Annotated in this window: 12 protein-coding genes; 6 read left to right on the forward strand and 6 right to left on the reverse strand. The window is 65.0% G+C overall.

Features of this window, described 5'->3' with window-relative positions; translation table 11 throughout:
• The first annotated feature begins 42 nt into the window (after positions 1-42).
• Positions 43-1,167 carry a branched-chain amino acid ABC transporter substrate-binding protein gene (locus V7P99_RS06515; protein WP_333793986.1) on the forward strand — a complete coding sequence of 375 codons (1,125 nt, stop codon included), beginning with the start codon at positions 43-45 and terminating at the stop codon, positions 1,165-1,167.
• A gap of 224 nt (positions 1,168-1,391) precedes the next feature.
• Here V7P99_RS06515 and V7P99_RS06520 read toward each other — a convergent pair whose 3' ends face one another.
• Positions 1,392-1,589: a hypothetical protein gene (locus tag V7P99_RS06520; protein ID WP_333793987.1), complete on the reverse strand. Its 198-nt coding sequence runs from the start codon at positions 1,587-1,589 to the stop codon at positions 1,392-1,394.
• A 569-nt stretch (positions 1,590-2,158) separates the two neighbouring features.
• Here V7P99_RS06520 and purB point away from each other — a divergent pair.
• Both purB and V7P99_RS06530 read left to right on the forward strand, forming a co-directional pair.
• Positions 2,159-3,466 carry an adenylosuccinate lyase gene (gene purB / locus V7P99_RS06525; protein ID WP_333793988.1) on the forward strand — a complete coding sequence of 436 codons (1,308 nt, stop codon included), beginning with the start codon at positions 2,159-2,161 and terminating at the stop codon, positions 3,464-3,466.
• A 323-nt stretch (positions 3,467-3,789) separates the two neighbouring features.
• Positions 3,790-4,371: an RBBP9/YdeN family alpha/beta hydrolase gene (locus V7P99_RS06530; RefSeq protein WP_333793989.1), complete on the forward strand. Its 582-nt coding sequence runs from the start codon at positions 3,790-3,792 to the stop codon at positions 4,369-4,371.
• A gap of 109 nt (positions 4,372-4,480) precedes the next feature.
• On the opposite strand, the gene alaS is transcribed toward V7P99_RS06530, so the two are convergent.
• Entirely contained in the window at positions 4,481-7,195 is a 2,715-nt protein-coding gene (gene alaS, locus V7P99_RS06535) for an alanine--tRNA ligase (RefSeq protein WP_333793990.1), read from the reverse strand.
• A gap of 607 nt (positions 7,196-7,802) precedes the next feature.
• Positions 7,803-8,951, reverse strand: a complete 1,149-nt coding sequence (gene recA, locus V7P99_RS06540) for a recombinase RecA (RefSeq protein ID WP_333793991.1) — start codon at positions 8,949-8,951, stop codon at positions 7,803-7,805.
• A 167-nt stretch (positions 8,952-9,118) separates the two neighbouring features.
• On the opposite strand from recA, the gene V7P99_RS06545 reads away from it, so the two are divergent.
• Both V7P99_RS06545 and V7P99_RS06550 read left to right on the forward strand, forming a co-directional pair.
• Entirely contained in the window at positions 9,119-9,406 is a 288-nt protein-coding gene (locus tag V7P99_RS06545) for a flagellar basal body rod C-terminal domain-containing protein (RefSeq protein ID WP_333793992.1), read from the forward strand.
• A 210-nt stretch (positions 9,407-9,616) separates the two neighbouring features.
• Positions 9,617-9,817 (forward strand): DUF6494 family protein, encoded by a 201-nt coding sequence (locus V7P99_RS06550; RefSeq protein WP_333793993.1) that lies wholly within the window; start codon positions 9,617-9,619, stop codon positions 9,815-9,817.
• A gap of 63 nt (positions 9,818-9,880) precedes the next feature.
• Here V7P99_RS06550 and mfd read toward each other — a convergent pair whose 3' ends face one another.
• Positions 9,881-13,369: a transcription-repair coupling factor gene (gene mfd / locus V7P99_RS06555; protein WP_333793994.1), complete on the reverse strand. Its 3,489-nt coding sequence runs from the start codon at positions 13,367-13,369 to the stop codon at positions 9,881-9,883.
• A gap of 84 nt (positions 13,370-13,453) precedes the next feature.
• The gene (locus V7P99_RS06560; RefSeq protein WP_333793995.1) at positions 13,454-13,720 is read right to left on the reverse strand and encodes an FAD assembly factor SdhE; all 267 of its coding nucleotides are present in this window, start codon (positions 13,718-13,720) and stop codon (positions 13,454-13,456) included.
• A gap of 264 nt (positions 13,721-13,984) precedes the next feature.
• On the opposite strand from V7P99_RS06560, the gene recG reads away from it, so the two are divergent.
• Positions 13,985-16,096 (forward strand): ATP-dependent DNA helicase RecG, encoded by a 2,112-nt coding sequence (recG, locus tag V7P99_RS06565; RefSeq protein WP_333793996.1) that lies wholly within the window; start codon positions 13,985-13,987, stop codon positions 16,094-16,096.
• A 22-nt stretch (positions 16,097-16,118) separates the two neighbouring features.
• Here the strand turns inward: recG and V7P99_RS06570 are convergent, their stop codons facing one another.
• The gene (locus V7P99_RS06570; RefSeq protein WP_333793997.1) at positions 16,119-16,931 is read right to left on the reverse strand and encodes a DUF502 domain-containing protein; all 813 of its coding nucleotides are present in this window, start codon (positions 16,929-16,931) and stop codon (positions 16,119-16,121) included.
• Positions 16,932-17,024 lie beyond the last annotated feature (93 nt).

Genomic DNA, 17,024 nt, shown 5'->3' on the forward strand with positions numbered 1-17,024 from the left:
ATGCGATTCACCGGGCTCACCCGCCTCAGAAGGAAGACACGCATGTCTCTCAAGACGCTCGCCGGGGTTTTGACCGCCGCCATCCTCTCGCTCGCGCTCGCTTCCTGTGGTGGTGAGGACAAGCTCAAGATCGGCGTGGCTGGGCCTCTCACCGGCAAGGACGCCGTATTCGGCGCCCAGCTCAAGAACGGGGCCGAGCAGGCGGTCGAGGACATCAATGCCGCGGGCGGCCTCAACGGGCAGCAGATCGAGCTTCTCGTCGGCGATGATGCGGGCGATCCCCGCCAGGGACGCTCCGTTGCCAACACCTTCGTCAGCGAAGGCGTGCGCTTCGCGGTCGGACATTTCAACTCCGGCGTCACCGAGCCGGCCTCCGACGTCTACGCCGAGAACGGCATCCTGATGGTGACCCCCGGCTCGACCAATCCCAAGATCACCGAGCGCGGGCTCACCAACGTATTCCGCATCTGCGGCCGGGACGACCAGCAGGGCCGGGTTGCAGGCGAGTACATCGCCGAACACTTCAAGGACAAGCGGGTCGCCATCGCCCACGACAAGACCACGTACGGCAAGGGCCTTGCCGATGAGGCGAAGAAGACCATGAACGCCCTCGGCGTGACGGAAGTGCTTTATGAGGGCATCAACGCCGGCGAGCGCGATTTCAGTGCCCTCGTTTCGAAGATCAAGGATGTAGATGCCGATCTGGTCTACTGGGGTGGCGTTCACACCGAAGGCGGCAGCATCCTGCGCCAGATGCGCGCTGCGGGCGTCAACGCGGTGATGATGGGTGGCGACGGCATCGCCACCGACGAGTTCGCAGCACTTGGCGGCCCCGGCACCGAGGGCACGCTCATGACGTTCGGCCCTGACCCGCAGAAGCGCCCCGAGGCGCAGGCGGTGTTGTCCAAGTTCGCAGCCCGCAACTTCAAGCCTGAGGCCTACACGCTTTACGCCTATGCCGCGGTGCAGGTGATTGCGGAGGCCGCGAAGGCCATCGGTTCGGTGGATCCAGTGAAAGTCGCGGAGGAGTTGCACAAGGGCAAGACGTACAAGACCGTGATTGGCGATCTCGCTTTCGATGCCAAAGGCGACGTGACGCGCATTGATTACGTCATGTACACCTGGAAGAAGCAGCCCGATGGCACGATCACCTACGTCCAGAACTGACGGGGGTGCCTCATCGCGCCAAATAAGGGTGCGCTAGAGCCTGATCGTTTGAGGTGGATGCGGACACGCATTCACCGAGAACGTGAATCAGCCTCTCGCATAAAAACTTAGAGCGCGTTCTCGTTCCGCTCGCTTCTTTTCCGATATACGGCTTCACGTCACCTACGTGTTCGCGGCCCCGCTCAAACAAAAGCGGATGCGCTTTCGCGCGTGACCAGAAGCCGTCAGCGCCCTTGGGATTCGATCCTGCATTCTTGGGCGAGGCGGCGCTCGATCAGCGACAGCGCCTCGGGAACTTTCTTACCGTGGACCCGGTACACCCGGATTCGCTCCTGAACGATAGCGAACGATCGTCGTAGATCGTCAATCTGGTCCAGCCGATGATTGAGCTCGGCAATCTCGGCGTGCATCTGCTCAGTCATAGTCTATCCCTTACTTTCGCAACTTTCTTGTCAGGCCTCGGCCCAAACAACCCTGCGGTGCAAAACGATCGTCAGTGAGCGCTCTTTGCAACCTGTATGAGCATTCAACGCTCTCATCCGACCCTTGCGTAAGTTGAATATAGTGCTGATCTCTCGCAGCTCACCTCTGACAAATTGGCCACAGTTAAGGAACGGGCTTCTTTTAACTGGCGCCATGCCTCCCTGAGCATCCATTGAAATATGGCTCAAGCTAGGCTCGGACGGTCACAAGATGTTACGATTGAACATGTGCCTTTTTCAGCTCAACGAATTGTAACTTTCTGGCATCCTTCTTTTTTTAGGGGCTTGCTGCTGAAATGAAATGTGATTTCGGAAGAGCTTGCGGAAGCCGAGGCAACCCCCCACCGGTTGAAGGCAGGATTATTCCGTACCCGACGCATGCAAGACATAGTGACGCACAGGTATTCCGGGCCGCCGCGCATGCGCTCGCCATGTAATCCGGCGGGCAAGATTGAAGCCGGAAGCCGGGTCTGCTAGTGCCCTCTTTTACGCTCAACACGAGACAACTGATGATCCCCCGCTATTCACGCCCTGAGATGGCGTCCATCTGGACGCCCGAGACGCGCTTCCGCATCTGGTTCGAGATAGAGGCCCACGCCGCGACGGCCATGGCCGAGATCGGCATCATCCCGAAGGAAGCCGCGCGCACCATCTGGGAAAAGGGCTCAAAGGCCGAATTCGACACCGCGCGCATCGACGAGATCGAAGCGGTGACGAAGCACGATGTCATCGCCTTCCTCACCCATCTCGCCGAGCATGTGGGGCCGGACGCGCGCTTCGTGCACCAGGGCATGACCTCGTCCGACGTGCTCGACACCTGCTTCAACGTGCAGCTCGTGCGCGCGTCCGACCTTCTCATCGCTGACGTGGACCGGCTGCTCGCCGCCCTCAAGGCGCGCGCCTACGAGCACAAGCACACGATCACCATCGGCCGTAGCCACGGCATCCATGCGGAGCCGACGACGTTCGGCATCAAGCTCGCCTATGCCTATGCAGAATTCGCGCGCGCCCGCGAGCGCCTCATCGCCGCGCGGTCCGAGGTGGCGACTTGCGCCATTTCAGGGGCGATCGGCACCTTTGCCAACATCGATCCCTCCGTCGAGGCCTACGTTGCCGAGAAGCTCGGCCTGTCGCCGGAACCCGTCTCGACGCAGGTGATCCCGCGCGACCGGCACGCGATGTACTTCGCCACGCTCGCCGTGGTCGCGTCGTCGATCGAGCGCCTGGCCGTCGAAATCCGGCATCTACAGCGCACCGAGGTGCTGGAAGCTGAGGAATATTTCTCGGCCGGGCAGAAGGGCTCGTCCGCGATGCCCCATAAGCGCAATCCCGTGCTTTCTGAAAACCTCACCGGCCTTGCCCGCATGGTGCGCGCCTACGCGCTCCCAGCGATGGAAAACGTGGCTCTCTGGCATGAGCGCGACATCTCGCATTCGTCGGTCGAGCGCATGATCGGCCCAGATGCGACGGTGACGCTCGACTTCGCGCTTGCTCGCCTCGCCGGCGTCATCGAAAAGCTGGTCGTCTATCCGGAGGCCATGAAGCGCAATCTGGATCGCCTGGGCGGCCTGCACAATTCCCAGCGTGTGCTGCTCGCGCTCACGCAGGCCGGAGCGTCGCGTGAGGAGGCCTATGCCCTCGTGCAGCGCAACGCCATGAAGACCTGGGAGAGCGGCGCCGACTTCCTCGCCGAGCTCAAGTCGGATGCGGACGTAACGGCGAAAGTGCCGGCCGCCACGCTAGAGACCATGTTCGACGATGGCTACCACCTGAAGCACGCCGGGATGATTTTCCGGCGGGTGTTCGGAGAGGAGTGACGAAGCCCGCGCTTTGGCTGGCTCCCGGCGTAGTCTATGATCGCAGGACGCTAGAGCCTGATCGTTTGAGGTGGATGCGGACACGCATTCACCGAGAACGTGAATCAGTCTCTCAAATAAAAACTTAGAGCGCGGTCACGTCGCGCAATCTGATCCCGATAAGGGTGAACGCGCTCTAAGGTCCCGCGCCCTCCGAAGACTGGTGGCGTCTATACGGAGCGGGACGGACGGTCCTTGGGCTTTCCCTTGTTGCCACGCTGGCGTCGCGTTTGGTGTGCACGTCACGCGAAACACGCTCCGACCCGCTATCTTGACGAGGCCCCATGCGAACCTCAGACGTCGACATCCTGATCGTCCCCGGTTGGTCGGATACCACGCGCGACCATTGGCAATCGCGATGGGAGCGCACCTTGAAGACGGCGCGGCTCGTCGAGCAGGAGAGCGGGCTCGCGCCCGAGCGCGAAGCCTGGGTCGGACGCATCATCGAAGCGGCGGTGCAGAGCACGCGTCCCGTGGTTCTCGTTGCTCACAGTCTCGGGGTTGCAGCAGTCGCGCACATGGCCAAACGCATTCCCAAGGGCTTCCTGTCGGGCGCATTCCTGGTGGCGCCTGCCGATGTGGACCACGTGCAGGACTGGCCTGAAACGTCCGGCCTGACGCTTGACGGCGAGGCCAACGGGTTCGCCCCGCTGCCGCTCGATCCCCTTCCCTTTCCGTCTGTCCTGGTTGCGTCCACGACCGATCCCTACTGCCGGATCGAGCGAGCCAAAACGTTCGCAGAGGCCTGGGGCGCGACATTGGTGGACGCTGGCGAAGTCGGGCACATCGATGGCGAGTCGGGCCATGGCCCCTGGCCCGAGGGCGTCCTGCGCTTCGGCTCGTTCCTGCAGACCCTCACCCAGTAAGACCGATCAAGCCCGGGTGCAGCACACCCGGCCCTGCCCCGCACCACGTCGTCGCCCGGGCGCGGGACCCAGCATCATCTGGGACGCTGGCTAAGCTTCCGAGCGGGCCTTACGCGCCCGCTCCGAGCCGTGCTTCGATGGCAGCGAGCGCGTCGGAGGCCTTTGAGCCGTCCGGTCCGCCGGCCTGCGCCATGTCGGGCCGGCCGCCGCCGCCCTTGCCACCAAGCGCCTCAGCGCCCGCACGCACGAGATCGACAGCGCTCCACGTCTTGACGAGGTCGTCGGTCACGCCGACTGCGATGCCCGCCTTGCCGTCCTCGGTTACGCCGACGATGGCCACCACGCCGGAGCCGACCTGCTTCTTGCCGTCATCGACAAGACCGCGCAGATCCTTCGGATTGAGCCCCTGCACCGAGCGCGCGAGCAGCCGGACATCGCCAATTGTGCGCACGGCATCGGCGGCGGCAGCCGGGGCGCCGTTTCCGATAAAAATACCACCAAGCGCAATCTGACGCTTGGCGTCGGCGAGCTGGCGCTCGAGCTGTTTTCTTTCCTCGACAAGAACGTGAAGGCGCTCGACAAGCTCCTCAGGACGCGTCTTCAAGACAGCAGCCGCCTCTTTGAGCCGCTGGTCCGCATCGGCGAGATACGCCCGCGCGCCGTCGCCTGTCAGCGCCTCGATGCGGCGCACGCCGGCAGAGCTCGCACTTTCCGCTATAATCTTCACGAGGCCAATATCGCCGGTGCGGCGCACGTGGGTGCCGCCGCAGAGCTCCACGGACCACGCCTTGTTGGCGCCTGGCGCAAGTCCGCCTTCGCCGAGGCCGCCCATGGAGACGACGCGCACCTCGTCGCCGTACTTTTCGCCGAAGAGTGCCATGGCGCCCGATGCCTTGGCATCCTCGAGCGCCATCAGGCGTGTCTCGACGGGCCCGTTCTCGAGCACGAACTCGTTGGCGAGCCGCTCGACGGCAGCAACCTCATCGGCGCTCATCGGTTTCGTGTGCACGAAGTCGAAGCGCAGCCGGTCTGGCGAAACGAGAGAGCCCTTCTGCGCCACGTGGGGCCCGAGCACCTGCCGCAGCGCCTCGTGCAGAAGGTGGGTCGCGGAATGATTGGCGCGCGTCGCCGTCCGCCGCCCATGATCGACCTCGAGCTCGACGGCGTCGCCCACATTGAAGCGCCCCGCCTCGACCCGGCCGATGTGCACGAACAGATCGCCGATCTTTTTCTGCGTATCCGTGACGCGAAAGAGAGCGCCCTCTGCGCCCTTGATCAGCCCCGTATCGCCAACCTGGCCGCCGCTCTCGCCATAGAACGGCGTCTGGTTGAGCACCAGCGCGCCCACATCGCCCGTCTTGAGATCCTGTACTGGCTTGCCGTCCAGAACCAGCGCGCGGATCTCACCTTCGGCGTCCTCGGTATCGTAGCCAAGGAATTCGGTCGCCCCGACCTCTTCCTTGATCTCGAACCAGATCTCTTCCGTCGCGGCCTCGCCCGAACCCTTCCAGGCGCGGCGGGCTTCGTCCTTCTGCTTGGCCATGGCGGCGTCGAACGCCTTGGTATCGACCGCGATATTGCGGGCACGCAGCGCGTCCTCGGTGAGGTCGAGCGGGAAGCCGTAGGTGTCGTAGAGCTTGAATGCGACGTCACCCGGGAAAGTCGCCCCCGGCGTCAGGCCCGCAGCCGCCTCTCCAAGCAGCTTCAGCCCGTTGCCGAGCGTCTTCTTGAAGCGCGTCTCCTCGAGCTTGAGCGTCTCCTCGATCAGCGCCTCCGCGCGGCCGAGCTCGGGATAAGCCGCCCCCATCTCCCGCACGAGCGACGGGACGAGGCGATACATGAGGGGATCGGTGCAGCCGAGCTGATGCGCGTAGCGCATGGCACGGCGCATGATACGCCGCAGGACATAGCCGCGCCCTTCGCTCGAGGGCAGCACGCCGTCGGCGATGAGGAAGCTCGAGGCTCGCAGATGATCGGCGATGACCCTGCGCGCCGGCGTCACGTCGATCCCGTCCGGATTGTCGCTGGCGCCAAGCTTGCGGCTCTCGTCGCGAATGGTGGCGATCAGGTTGCGGAAGAGATCGATATCATAGTTATCGTGCACGCCCTGCAGCACGGCCGCGATGCGCTCGAGGCCCATGCCGGTATCGACGGACGCCTTCGGCAGATCGATGCGCTCGCCCGAGGGGAGCTGCTCGTACTGCATGAAGACGAGGTTCCAGATCTCAATGAAGCGATCGCCGTCCTCATCCGCCGAGCCCGGCGGACCTCCCGGGATCTTAGCCCCGTGATCGTAGAAGATCTCGGTGCACGGACCGCATGGCCCCGTGTCACCCATCTGCCAGAAATTATCCTTCGTCGCGATGCGGATCAGCCGCTCATCCGGCAGCCCTGCGATCTTCCTCCAGAGCGTGTGCGCCTCGTCGTCCTCGTGGAAAACGGTGACGGTGAGCCGCTTCGCGTCGAGACCGAATTCCTTGGTGACCAGATTCCAGGCAAGCTCGATCGCGCGCTCCTTGAAGTAGTCGCCGAACGAGAAGTTACCGAGCATCTCGAAGAACGTGTGGTGGCGCGCCGTATAGCCCACGTTGTCGAGATCGTTGTGCTTGCCGCCCGCGCGCACGCACTTTTGAGAAGAGACCGCGCGCGCATAGGGCCGCGTCTCCTGTCCGGTGAAGACGTTCTTGAACTGCACCATGCCGGCGTTGGTGAACATCAGCGACGGGTCGTTGCGCGGCACGAGCGGCGAGGATGGCACCACCTCATGCCCCTCCGCCTTGAAGTAGTCGAGGAACGCCCGTCTGATCTCGTTGACGCCAGTCATCTCAATTCCACAGCCGTGTTGATCCGCACGCCCCGATCGCCCGCCACGCGTCCCCTCGCACCAGCCGACGCCGCATTCCGCGTCTCTCCGAGACGTGGATGCTGAGCTTCGTGCGTCAATGACCGCCTTCGCGGCCGCCGGGATCAGCGTAACGTGGGCTCACGCGAGCTTTTCTCACCTTGCGTCGCTTTTAGCGGGCGCTCTGGGGCCTTGTCCACAAATGCAGCAGCCTAGCTGCTAACCGTTCGAGAACCCGGCACGCTCGTGCGCTCTTTAAGGCTCGCTTCGGCAAGACATCTCGCATCGAGATGCACCATACAGTCTCCCAAACCCGACCTTGACGCACGTTGAGGCCGCGTCGTCCGGTTCCAACGAGCACAAGCACCCCTTGGAACCGCCACATGCAGCCGAGCCCAGTCCGCTGCCCTGGCCCCCGCATCGCGTGGCCGGATCGAGCAACAGCCCGGCCTCCTTCCAGTCGCGCTTTTCAGGAGGACGCTGTCAACGAGCGAGGCCAATGCACGCGCAACAGGCCTCCGGCCACGCCAACGCCTGCACGCCCCGCCCGCTGCTGAGCGGCCTCAGCCGGGGCCGCCTCATCCGGTGCTCAGCGCTTTCCCCCGCCGGCACCGGAACTCTTTTTGGCGGCCTCGGGCACGTCCGGCAGCACGCCATCCTCGTCCGGCTCTTCCCCGTCGGCGCCTCCATCCGCATCGGGCTCCGCCAGCATCTTATCGACGATCAGGCCGGCACTGGCCCGAACGGCGTTCTCGATCGCATCCGCGATCTTCGGGTTTTCCTTCAGGAAGGATTTGGCGTTCTCGCGCCCCTGACCGATGCGCTGTCCGTCGTAGGAGAACCAGGCGCCGGACTTGTCGACGATGCCCGCCTTGACGCCAAGATCGACCAACTCACCGACCTTCGAGATCCCCTCGCCGTACATGATGTCGAACTCGACCTGCTTGAACGGCGGCGCGACCTTGTTCTTCACCACCTTGACGCGGGTCTGGTTGCCGACTGTCTCCTCGCGCTCCTTGATCTGGCCAATGCGCCGAATATCGAGGCGCACCGACGAATAGAACTTCAGCGCATTGCCTCCGGTCGTGGTCTCGGGGTTGCCGAACATGACGCCGATCTTCATGCGGATCTGGTTGATGAAGATCACCATCGTGCCCGACTTGTTGATCGAGGCCGTGAGCTTCCGCAGCGCCTGGCTCATGAGGCGGGCCTGCAGCCCCGGCAGCGAATCCCCCATCTCGCCTTCGAGCTCGGCCTTCGGCGTCAGAGCCGCGACGCTGTCCACCACGAGCACATCGACCGCACCAGAGCGCACCAGGGTATCCGCGATTTCGAGCGCCTGCTCACCCGTATCAGGCTGCGAGATGAGCAGATCCTCGACCTTGACGCCAAGCTTCCTCGCATAAGCGGGATCGAGCGCATGCTCTGCGTCGACGAAGGCGCAGATGCCGCCCTTCTTCTGCGCTTCCGCGATGACCTGCAGCGTAAGCGTCGTCTTGCCCGAGGATTCCGGCCCATAGATCTCGATCACCCGGCCCTTGGGCAGGCCGCCGATGCCGAGCGCGATGTCGAGGCCCAGCGAGCCGGTCGAGATCGCCTCGATGTCGATCGAGCGATCGGCGGCCCCGAGCCGCATGATCGAGCCCTTGCCAAAGTTCTTGTCGATCTGCGCCAGCGCGGCTTCCAGCGCCTGTTTCTTGTCCATCCTGTCCCCTTCGACGACGTACAGCTCCGGCATGTCGTATGGTCCCTTATGACACGTTAGCAGCGGATCGGCGACTCAGCGCGTGGATAAGTTGTACTCGTTTTGTTCTCTTCCGTCCAGCGACTCCTTAACCAGCTCTTAGCCGCTCCGGGTCATCGTGAAGGCACCAGATGCTGTCAGCGGTGCCAAGCTCTTTCGCCATGCTGCACGTAATCTCCATCGCCTCGAACGCACTCGAGGTTCAGACTCGCAAGCTCGACGCGATCGCCTCTGCCGTGGCGCTCTCGACGGGCGCGACCAAGCGGTCTGACGCACCCGAGCGGCCGGCCCCCGTGCGCATCGGCGCACTGCCGGTGGAGGGACCCGTCGAAGCCATGGTATCGCTGAAGGAAGTCGAGCTGGCCTACCGCATGAATGCCGCCGTCATCGAAACGGCGGACGATATGCTCGGCAGCCTTCTCGAGATGGTCGATCGCGAACAGCGCTAAAGTGCTTCCGGAAAAGTGGCGACCGATTTTCCGACGGGAAGCACGCGAGAAAAGTGCTTCCCGAAAAGGTCATGGCGGAGCCATGCAAGCTAGGTCGGACGAAACCACCCGGGCCCAAGTGCTCGGTAAGAAGCACGAAAAAACAATGCTTAGAGCCGCTCTCCGGCAGCTGCGCACACTCGCGGGTTGGGACTGGAATGGAGACACATCATGGACAACGAAAACTTCAATCTTTCGCTCCGCCGCTTCCTGAAGGAAGTCGGCATCTCCTCCCAGCAGGAGATCGAGCGCTTCGTGCGCGAGAAAAATCTTGCCGGCACGGGCGAGCTTAAAGTCCGGATGGTCCTGACCGCAGAGGGTACCGACCTCCATCATGAGGTATCGGGGCAGATCGATCTCAGCGACGCCTGAGAGCACGCCAGCGGAGCGAGCGCACCCGCTCCAGCAACGCTCCCTTACGTTCCGAATAGCGGGCTACGCCACCTTGGCGTCCTTCGCGGCGATCTCGGCCAGCGTCGACACGAGCTTGCGCACCCCTTTGAAGCGCACGTCCGAGCGGTCCCAAACGCCGCGGAAAACGAGCTTGTGATCGGGCTGCAGCTTGGCGAGCCCACGTGACGCCTGAAGGAACTGCGCCAGCCCCTGCGTATTGGCGAACGCGTTGCGGTGGAAGGTAACAACCGCTCCCTTCGGTCCCGCGTCCACCTTGGCAATCCCGGCGGCGCGGCAGAGCCCTTTGATCTCCATCACGTCGAGCAGATGCCCGACCTCGGCCGGCAACTCGCCGAAGCGATCCAGCAACTCGGCTGCGAAGGCATCGATCTCGGCCCGCGTCTCGAGCGCCGAGAGGCGTCGATAGAGCCCCAGCCTGAGCTGCAGGTCGGCGACATAGCTCTCCGGAATGAGGACCGACAGGCCGATGGAGATCTCGGGGCTCCACTGGTCGTCGGCCTCCATGAGATCGCCGCCCTTCATCGCCGCGACGGCCTCCTCGAGCATCGACTGGTAGAGTTCGAAGCCCACCTCGCGGATGTGTCCGGACTGCTCCTCGCCGAGAAGGTTGCCGGCGCCGCGGATATCGAGGTCGTGCGAGGCGAGAGAGAACCCGGCGCCGAGCGTATCGAGCGACTGCAGCACCTTGAGCCGCTTCTCCGCACCTTCAGTCAGCGCCTGGCCGGGCGGCGTGGTGAAGTAGGCATAGGCGCGCCGCTTCGAGCGGCCGACACGCCCGCGAAGCTGATAGAGCTGCGCCAGGCCGAACATATCGGCGCGATGCACGATCAGCGTGTTGGCGTTCGGCACGTCGAGGCCGGACTCGACGATTGCCGTCGAGAGCAGCACGTCGTAGTGCCCCTCGTAGAACGCCGTCATGATGTCCTCGAGCTCGGAGGGCGCGAGCTGTCCGTGCGCCCGCGCGACCTTGAGATGCGGCACCGCTTCCGCCAGGAACGCCGCCACGTCGTCGAGGTCGGAAATGCGCGGCGCCACGTAATACGTCTGCCCACCACGATCCCGCTCGCGCTTCAAAGCGTCGATCAGGATCACGGGATCGAACTCGGAAATGTAAGTGCGCACCGCGAGCCGATCGACAGGCGGCGTCGTGATCAGCGACAGCTCACGCACACCCGTCAAGGCGAGTTGCAGCGTGCGCGGGATCGGCGTCGCCGAGAGCGTCAGCACGTGAACGTCCTCGCGCAGCTGCTTCAGGCGCTCCTTGTGGGTGACGCCGAAATGCTGCTCCTCGTCGATGATGAGCAGACCGAGACGCTGGAACTGGATCTGCTTTCCGAGCAGCGCGTGCGTGCCGATGACGACGTCGATGGTGCCGTCCTTGATGCCATCCTTGACCGCCGTGAGGTCCTTGGCCGCCACAAGCCGCGACGCCTGCGCCGTCTTGAGCGGCAGCCCCTGGAAGCGCTCGTTGACGGTGCGCGAGTGCTGCCGCGCGAGCAGAGTCGTCGGCACCACAATGGCGACCTGTACGCCGTTCATGGCTGCAACGTAAGCGGCCCGCAGCGCCACCTCCGTCTTGCCGAAGCCAACGTCGCCGCATACCAGCCGATCCATCGGCCGGCCGGACTGGAGATCCTCCAGCACCGCCTCGATGCTCGCCGCCTGATCCTCCGTCTCCTCGTAGGGAAAGCGCGCCACGAACTCGTCATAGCCCGTAGGCGGCCCCAGCACCGGCGCCTCGCGAAGCTGGCGCAGCGCCGCGATCTTGATCAATTCGCCCGCCATCTCGCGCAGGCGCTTCTTGAGCCGTGCCTTGCGCGACTGCCACGCCACGCCGCCGAGCTTGTCGAGTTGCGTCGTTCCATCGTCGGACCCGAAGCGCGACAGAAGCTCGATGTTCTCGACCGGCAGATAGAGCGTATCGCCGCCCGCGTATTTCAGCTCCAGGCAGTCGTGCGGCGCACCGAGCGCCGAAATCGTCTTCAGGCCCGCAAAGCGTCCGATGCCGTGGTCGGCATGCACGACGAGATCGCCGACCGACAGGCTCGTTGCCTCGGTCAGAACGTCGGCGGCGCGCTTCGCCTTGCGGCGCGGGCGCACGAGACGGTCGCCGAGGATGTCCTGCTCCGCGATGACGACGAGTTCCGGCGTCTCGAAACCCTGCTCGAGGCCGAGCACGGCGAAGCCCGCGATACCGGGATCCAGCGCCAGCGCCTCTGCATAGCCCTCGACCTTCGCCTGCGCCTTGAGGCCATGCTCCGAGAGCAGCGAACCGAGCCGCTCACGCGCGCCCGGCGTCCACGCGGCGACGATCACCCGGCGGTGCGACCCGAGCACCTGCTTGATGTGGTTGGAGACGGCCTCGAACACGTTGACGTCCGGGTTCTGCCGCTCCGGCGCGAACGAGCGGCCGAGGCGTCCGCGCCAGGGCCGCACGCCCTCGCCTTCCGACATCTCGAATGGCGAAAGCCGCACGACCTTGTGCGCGCTGAGCGCCTTGCTCCAGCTGGCGGCATTGAGGAACATCGTGTCGGGCGGTACCGGCTTGTAGGGCGGCGCGCCGAAGCGCTCGGATTCGAGCCCCTCCGTGCGCGCGAGGTAGTGCTCGGAAATCTGCTCGAAGCGGTTCTTCACCGCATCGTCGACGAGATGATCGAAGCTGAGCGGGACGTCGCCCGTGTAATCGAGCAGCGTCTCGAGACCGTCGTGGAACAGCGGCAGCCAGTGCTCCTGCCCGCTGTAGCGCCGCCCCGCGCTCACCGCTTCATAGAGCGGATCGTCTCCCGTCGCTCCACCGAAGAGTTCCACGTAGCGCGCGCGGAAGTGCGCCGTCGCCTCCTCCCCGAAGGCGACCTCGGAGACCGGCATCAGCACGAGCTTGCGCAGGGCCTTCGCGGTGCGCTGCGTCTCGGCATCGAATGCCTTGATGCTCTCGAGCGTATCGCCGAAGAAATCGAGCCGAACCGGGTTCTGCCGTCCGGGGGGAAAGAGGTCGAGGATGCCGCCGCGCACCGCCATCTCGCCCGGCTCCATCACGGTCCCCGTGCGCGTATAGCCTGCGAGCAGAAGCCGCGCGACGAGCCGGTTCATGTCCACCCGCTGCCCCGGCGCGATGCTCTTCATGGCGCTGCGGATGAAGGCCCGAGGCGGCACGCGCTGCAGAATGGCGTTGACCGTCGTCAGCACGATCATCGGCTCGCTGCGGCTCGTCACCGCGAGCCGCGCGAGCGAGGTGATGCGGCGCGCGACGATCTCGGCGTTAGGGCCGACACGGTCGTAAGGCACCGTATCCCAGGCCGGAAACGGCACCACGCGCACCTTAGGCGCGAAGAAGCGGAGTTGGCCCTCGAGTTCCGATAGACGCCGGTCATCGCGCGCCACATGCACGATGAGCCCCGACTTGGCGCCGTCCGCCGCCTCCTCGACGAGGCGCGCCAGAACGAGGGCATCGAGCCCTTCCGGCACGCCGGTAAAGATCAGGTCGGCCCGTTCGCTCATGACATCGGTCATCGTCTGTAAAACTTCCATATCTCTTGCGGCATCGGCTGCGCCACATCTCGGCAGGCGACGAGCGCACGCTCTTGCCACAGACCCTCAGTCAAGACCATGAAACGTCCGGATCTTCGTCACTACGTCCGCAAACTCGCCTGCGGCGCTACCCGGTTCCGGCCCGAGAAGCCAACCCTGGATCTCGGGATCGGTGAGCGCAAGAAACTGCTCGAACCGGTCGAGATCGGCCACTGCCATGTCTGGAAGCCGCGCCTCGGCAAAGCCCCCGATGAGAAGATCGAGCTCTTTCGTTCCACGGTGCCCTGCACGCCACTGCGCGCGCCGGCGCCGCACTTCGATATCCTCGTTCATGCGCAGAAAGTGGCTCGGTTGGCCGGAATCCTTCCGGAAAGGGTATGAAACGGCTTTCCGCCGAGAGGGTGCGCCGGAGAAACCACGAGGCGCCGAAGCTGTCAGGCAAAAGCGAAGCTATCCCGCCGCGCTTTGCCTTGCCCGCCGCGAAGTGTCATATAACGCCCTCTCCGAAGCCTGTCAGCCCACGCGGGCGGCTCACGCCGATCCGTGACGCCGCAGGCCGGTTTTCGATGCCGTTTCCGATCAGCACCGCCGGACGACATGCGGCCCAGTGAGCTCACCCCCCTATTCGCGGCGGCGGACGCGCTGAAAGGCGTCGGCCCCCATGTCATGACGCTGCTCAAGAAGGCGCTGCGCCTTCCGGTCGGCGTCACGCAGCCGCGCGTGATCGATCTCCTGTGGCATGTGCCGGCAGGCGTCATCGACCGGCGGGCCGAGCCGACGGTGGCGGCCGCCGTCCCGGGCACCATCGCGACCCTCAAGGTGCGCATTTTAAAGCATCGGGCGCCCCCGCGCGGCAACACTAAGGCCCCCTATAAGGTCGCCACCGCGGACGAGACCGGCCCCCTCGATCTCATCTTCTTCCGCGCCGAGCGCTCGTTCGTCGAGCGCCAGCTTCCGGTTGGCGAAGAACGCTACGTTTCGGGGCGCATCGAGCGCTATGGCGAAACGCTCCAGATGGCGCACCCGGACTATATCGTCGGGCCAGACGCGCGCGACGATCTTCCCCTGCTCGAGCCCGTCTATCCGCTCACCGCCGGACTTTCCGGTAAGGTCCTGCTGAAGATCGAGCGCCAGGGTCTCGAGCGCGTCCCGGTGCTCCCCGAATGGCAGGATCCCGCATGGCTCAAGGAGCGCGGCTGGCCGCCGTTCGACGAGGCGCTCCGCCGGATTCACCGCCCCGATGACGCCGCCGACGTCTCGCCCGGCAGCGCACCGCTCCAGCGCCTCGCCTACGATGAGCTCCTGGCCAACCAGCTCGCTCTCGCCATCGTCCGCGAAGGCTTCAAGGCCCAGCGCGGCCGCCCCGTCACCGGCGACGGCTGCCTGCGCAAGCGCATCATCGCAGCGCTTCCCTTCGACCTCACCAATTCCCAGCGCACCGCATTGGAGGAAATCGAGGCCGACATGGGCGCGCCTCGCCGCATGCTGCGGCTGCTGCAGGGCGACGTCGGCTCGGGCAAGACCGTGGTGGCGCTGCTCGCCATGACAGCCGCCGTCGAAGCGGGCACCCAGGCCGCCCTTATGGCGCCGACGGAGGTGCTCGCCCGCCAGCACGCCGACACGATCGCGCCGCTGGCCGAAGCGGCGGGCCTCACCATCGCCCTGCTCACCGGCCGTGAGAAAGGCCGCGCCCGCGGCGAAATCCTGAAGCGCCTCGCCTCGGGCGAGATCGACATCCTGATCGGCACCCACGCGCTGTTCCAGGACGACGTCGTGTTTCGCGACCTCTCTTTCGCTGTCATCGACGAGCAGCATCGCTTCGGCGTGCATCAGCGCCTCGCGCTCCAGAGCAAGGGCAATGGCGGCGCCAACATGCTGGTGATGACCGCAACGCCGATCCCGCGCACGCTGCTCATGACCCACTATGGCGATCTCGAGGTCTCGCGCCTCACGGAGAAGCCCGCCGGCCGCAAGCCGATCGTCACCAGACAGATCTCGGTCGACCTGATCGAGAAGCTGATCGCCCGCATCAAGGTCCAACTCGCCGAGGGCGCGCAGGTCTATTGGGTGTGCCCCCTGATCGAGAGCTCCGACGTCTCGGATCTCGCCGCGGCTGAGGAACGCCACGCGCATCTGTCCCAAGTGCTCGGCGGCGGCGTCGGCCTCTTGCACGGCGGCATGAACGCAACCGCCAAGGATGCGACCATGGCCTCCTTCGCCGACGGCAACCTGAAGGTGCTCGTCGCGACCACCGTGATCGAGGTCGGCGTCAACGTGCCCAACGCCAACATCATGGTCATCGAGCATGCCGAGCGTTTCGGCCTCGCCCAGCTTCACCAACTGCGGGGACGCGTCGGCCGCGGCAGCCGCGAAAGCTACTGCATGCTGCTCTACCAGGAGCCGCTGACCAAGACCGCGAGCGAGCGCCTCGCCATGATGGAAGAGACCGAGGACGGCTTCCTGATCGCCGAGAAGGATCTAGAGCTGCGCGGCGGCGGCGAGGTGCTCGGCGCCCGCCAGAGCGGAGAGGCCGAGTTCCGCATCGCCGGCGGCGCGGGTTTTACGGAGCTTCTGTCCGTCGCCCATGACGACGCGCGCCTGATCCTGGCCTCCGACCCGGGCCTCAAGACGGAGCGCGGGGACGCCTTGCGCCGCCTGCTCTATCTTTTCGAGTGCGACGAGGCGATCCGCCTGTTCCGCGCCGCGTGACGGCGATTACCTCCGCTGGAGATCAGGGCGTCGTCCCTGCGGCGGGGGCTGGCCGCTTGGCCTCGGCCCGGGCCGCCCGCTCGGCAAGCTGCTTGAGGCGCTCCTCGTAGTCGGGCACCACCATGCCGGCCGACATGATGATCTTCGCCGCGTCCTCGACGCTCATCTTGAGAAAGGTCACGTCGCGGCGCGGCACGAAGCAGATGAAGCCCGTGGGCGGCACGAAGCCCGTCGGCATGAACACCGTGACCAGATCCTCCTCGCCGCCCGGCTGCGTGATCGAGATCTCGCCGCGCGCCTCCCCGGTAACCAGCACGAGCGACCACAGCCCCTTGGATGGAAACTCGATCAGGCCGACCTTTTGAAAGCTCGGCTGAGCCCCGCTGTGCGTCGCCGCCACGAGCGATTCGAAAAATTGCTTGAGCGCGCGATAGACGTTGCGCACCACCGGCATGCGGTCGAGCGCCATCTCGCCGAACGAGATCAGCGAGCGCCCGAGCAGATTGGCCGCGAGCGCTCCAGTGAGCGTCAGGAAGGCGATGCCGAAGAGAAGCCCGATTCCCGGCACCGCGAACGGCAGATAGGTGTCCGGCAGATAGGCCGTGGGTACGAACGGCTTCAGCCAGGCATCGGTGAAGTTGATCACCCACCAGATGATGTAGATCGTGAGCGTCACGGGACCGACGATGATCAGCCCGGTCAGAAAATAGTTGCGCAGCCGCGCGCCAATGCGCAGCGGCGCGCCGCCGTCGCTGGCCAGCCGCTGAAGCCCGGCGGAAAGGCCGTCGTTGTCACCATTGCCGGGCGGCATCTTGCCGGGAGGATCATCGGTCATCGCGCCGCCATCGTGAAGCCGCCTCTCGCGAGCGTCAACTCCTGGAGACTGGCCGCCTCAGGTTGCAGCGCGAAGCGCTTCCGCGGCCCTCGC

Source organism: Hyphomicrobium sp. (assembly GCF_036780825.1).
Classification (GTDB): Bacteria; Pseudomonadota; Alphaproteobacteria; order Rhizobiales; family Hyphomicrobiaceae; genus Hyphomicrobium_C.

What these genes read in the sequence shown, in the direction of transcription:
- recA (WP_333793991.1), bottom strand. Translation starts at nt 8,951, where the DNA reads ATGCCGGAGCTGTACGTCGTCGAAGGGGACAGGATGGACAAGAAACAG.
- purB (WP_333793988.1), top strand. Translation starts at nt 2,159, where the DNA reads ATGATCCCCCGCTATTCACGCCCTGAGATGGCGTCCATCTGGACGCCC.
- mfd (WP_333793994.1), bottom strand. Translation starts at nt 13,369, where the DNA reads ATGACCGATGTCATGAGCGAACGGGCCGACCTGATCTTTACCGGCGTG.
- V7P99_RS06570 (WP_333793997.1), bottom strand. Translation starts at nt 16,931, where the DNA reads ATGACCGATGATCCTCCCGGCAAGATGCCGCCCGGCAATGGTGACAAC.
- recG (WP_333793996.1), top strand. Translation starts at nt 13,985, where the DNA reads ATGCGGCCCAGTGAGCTCACCCCCCTATTCGCGGCGGCGGACGCGCTG.
- V7P99_RS06530 (WP_333793989.1), top strand. Translation starts at nt 3,790, where the DNA reads ATGCGAACCTCAGACGTCGACATCCTGATCGTCCCCGGTTGGTCGGAT.
- V7P99_RS06515 (WP_333793986.1), top strand. Translation starts at nt 43, where the DNA reads ATGTCTCTCAAGACGCTCGCCGGGGTTTTGACCGCCGCCATCCTCTCG.
- V7P99_RS06560 (WP_333793995.1), bottom strand. Translation starts at nt 13,720, where the DNA reads ATGAACGAGGATATCGAAGTGCGGCGCCGGCGCGCGCAGTGGCGTGCA.
- V7P99_RS06550 (WP_333793993.1), top strand. Translation starts at nt 9,617, where the DNA reads ATGGACAACGAAAACTTCAATCTTTCGCTCCGCCGCTTCCTGAAGGAA.
- V7P99_RS06520 (WP_333793987.1), bottom strand. Translation starts at nt 1,589, where the DNA reads ATGACTGAGCAGATGCACGCCGAGATTGCCGAGCTCAATCATCGGCTG.
- V7P99_RS06545 (WP_333793992.1), top strand. Translation starts at nt 9,119, where the DNA reads ATGCTGCACGTAATCTCCATCGCCTCGAACGCACTCGAGGTTCAGACT.
- alaS (WP_333793990.1), bottom strand. Translation starts at nt 7,195, where the DNA reads ATGACTGGCGTCAACGAGATCAGACGGGCGTTCCTCGACTACTTCAAG.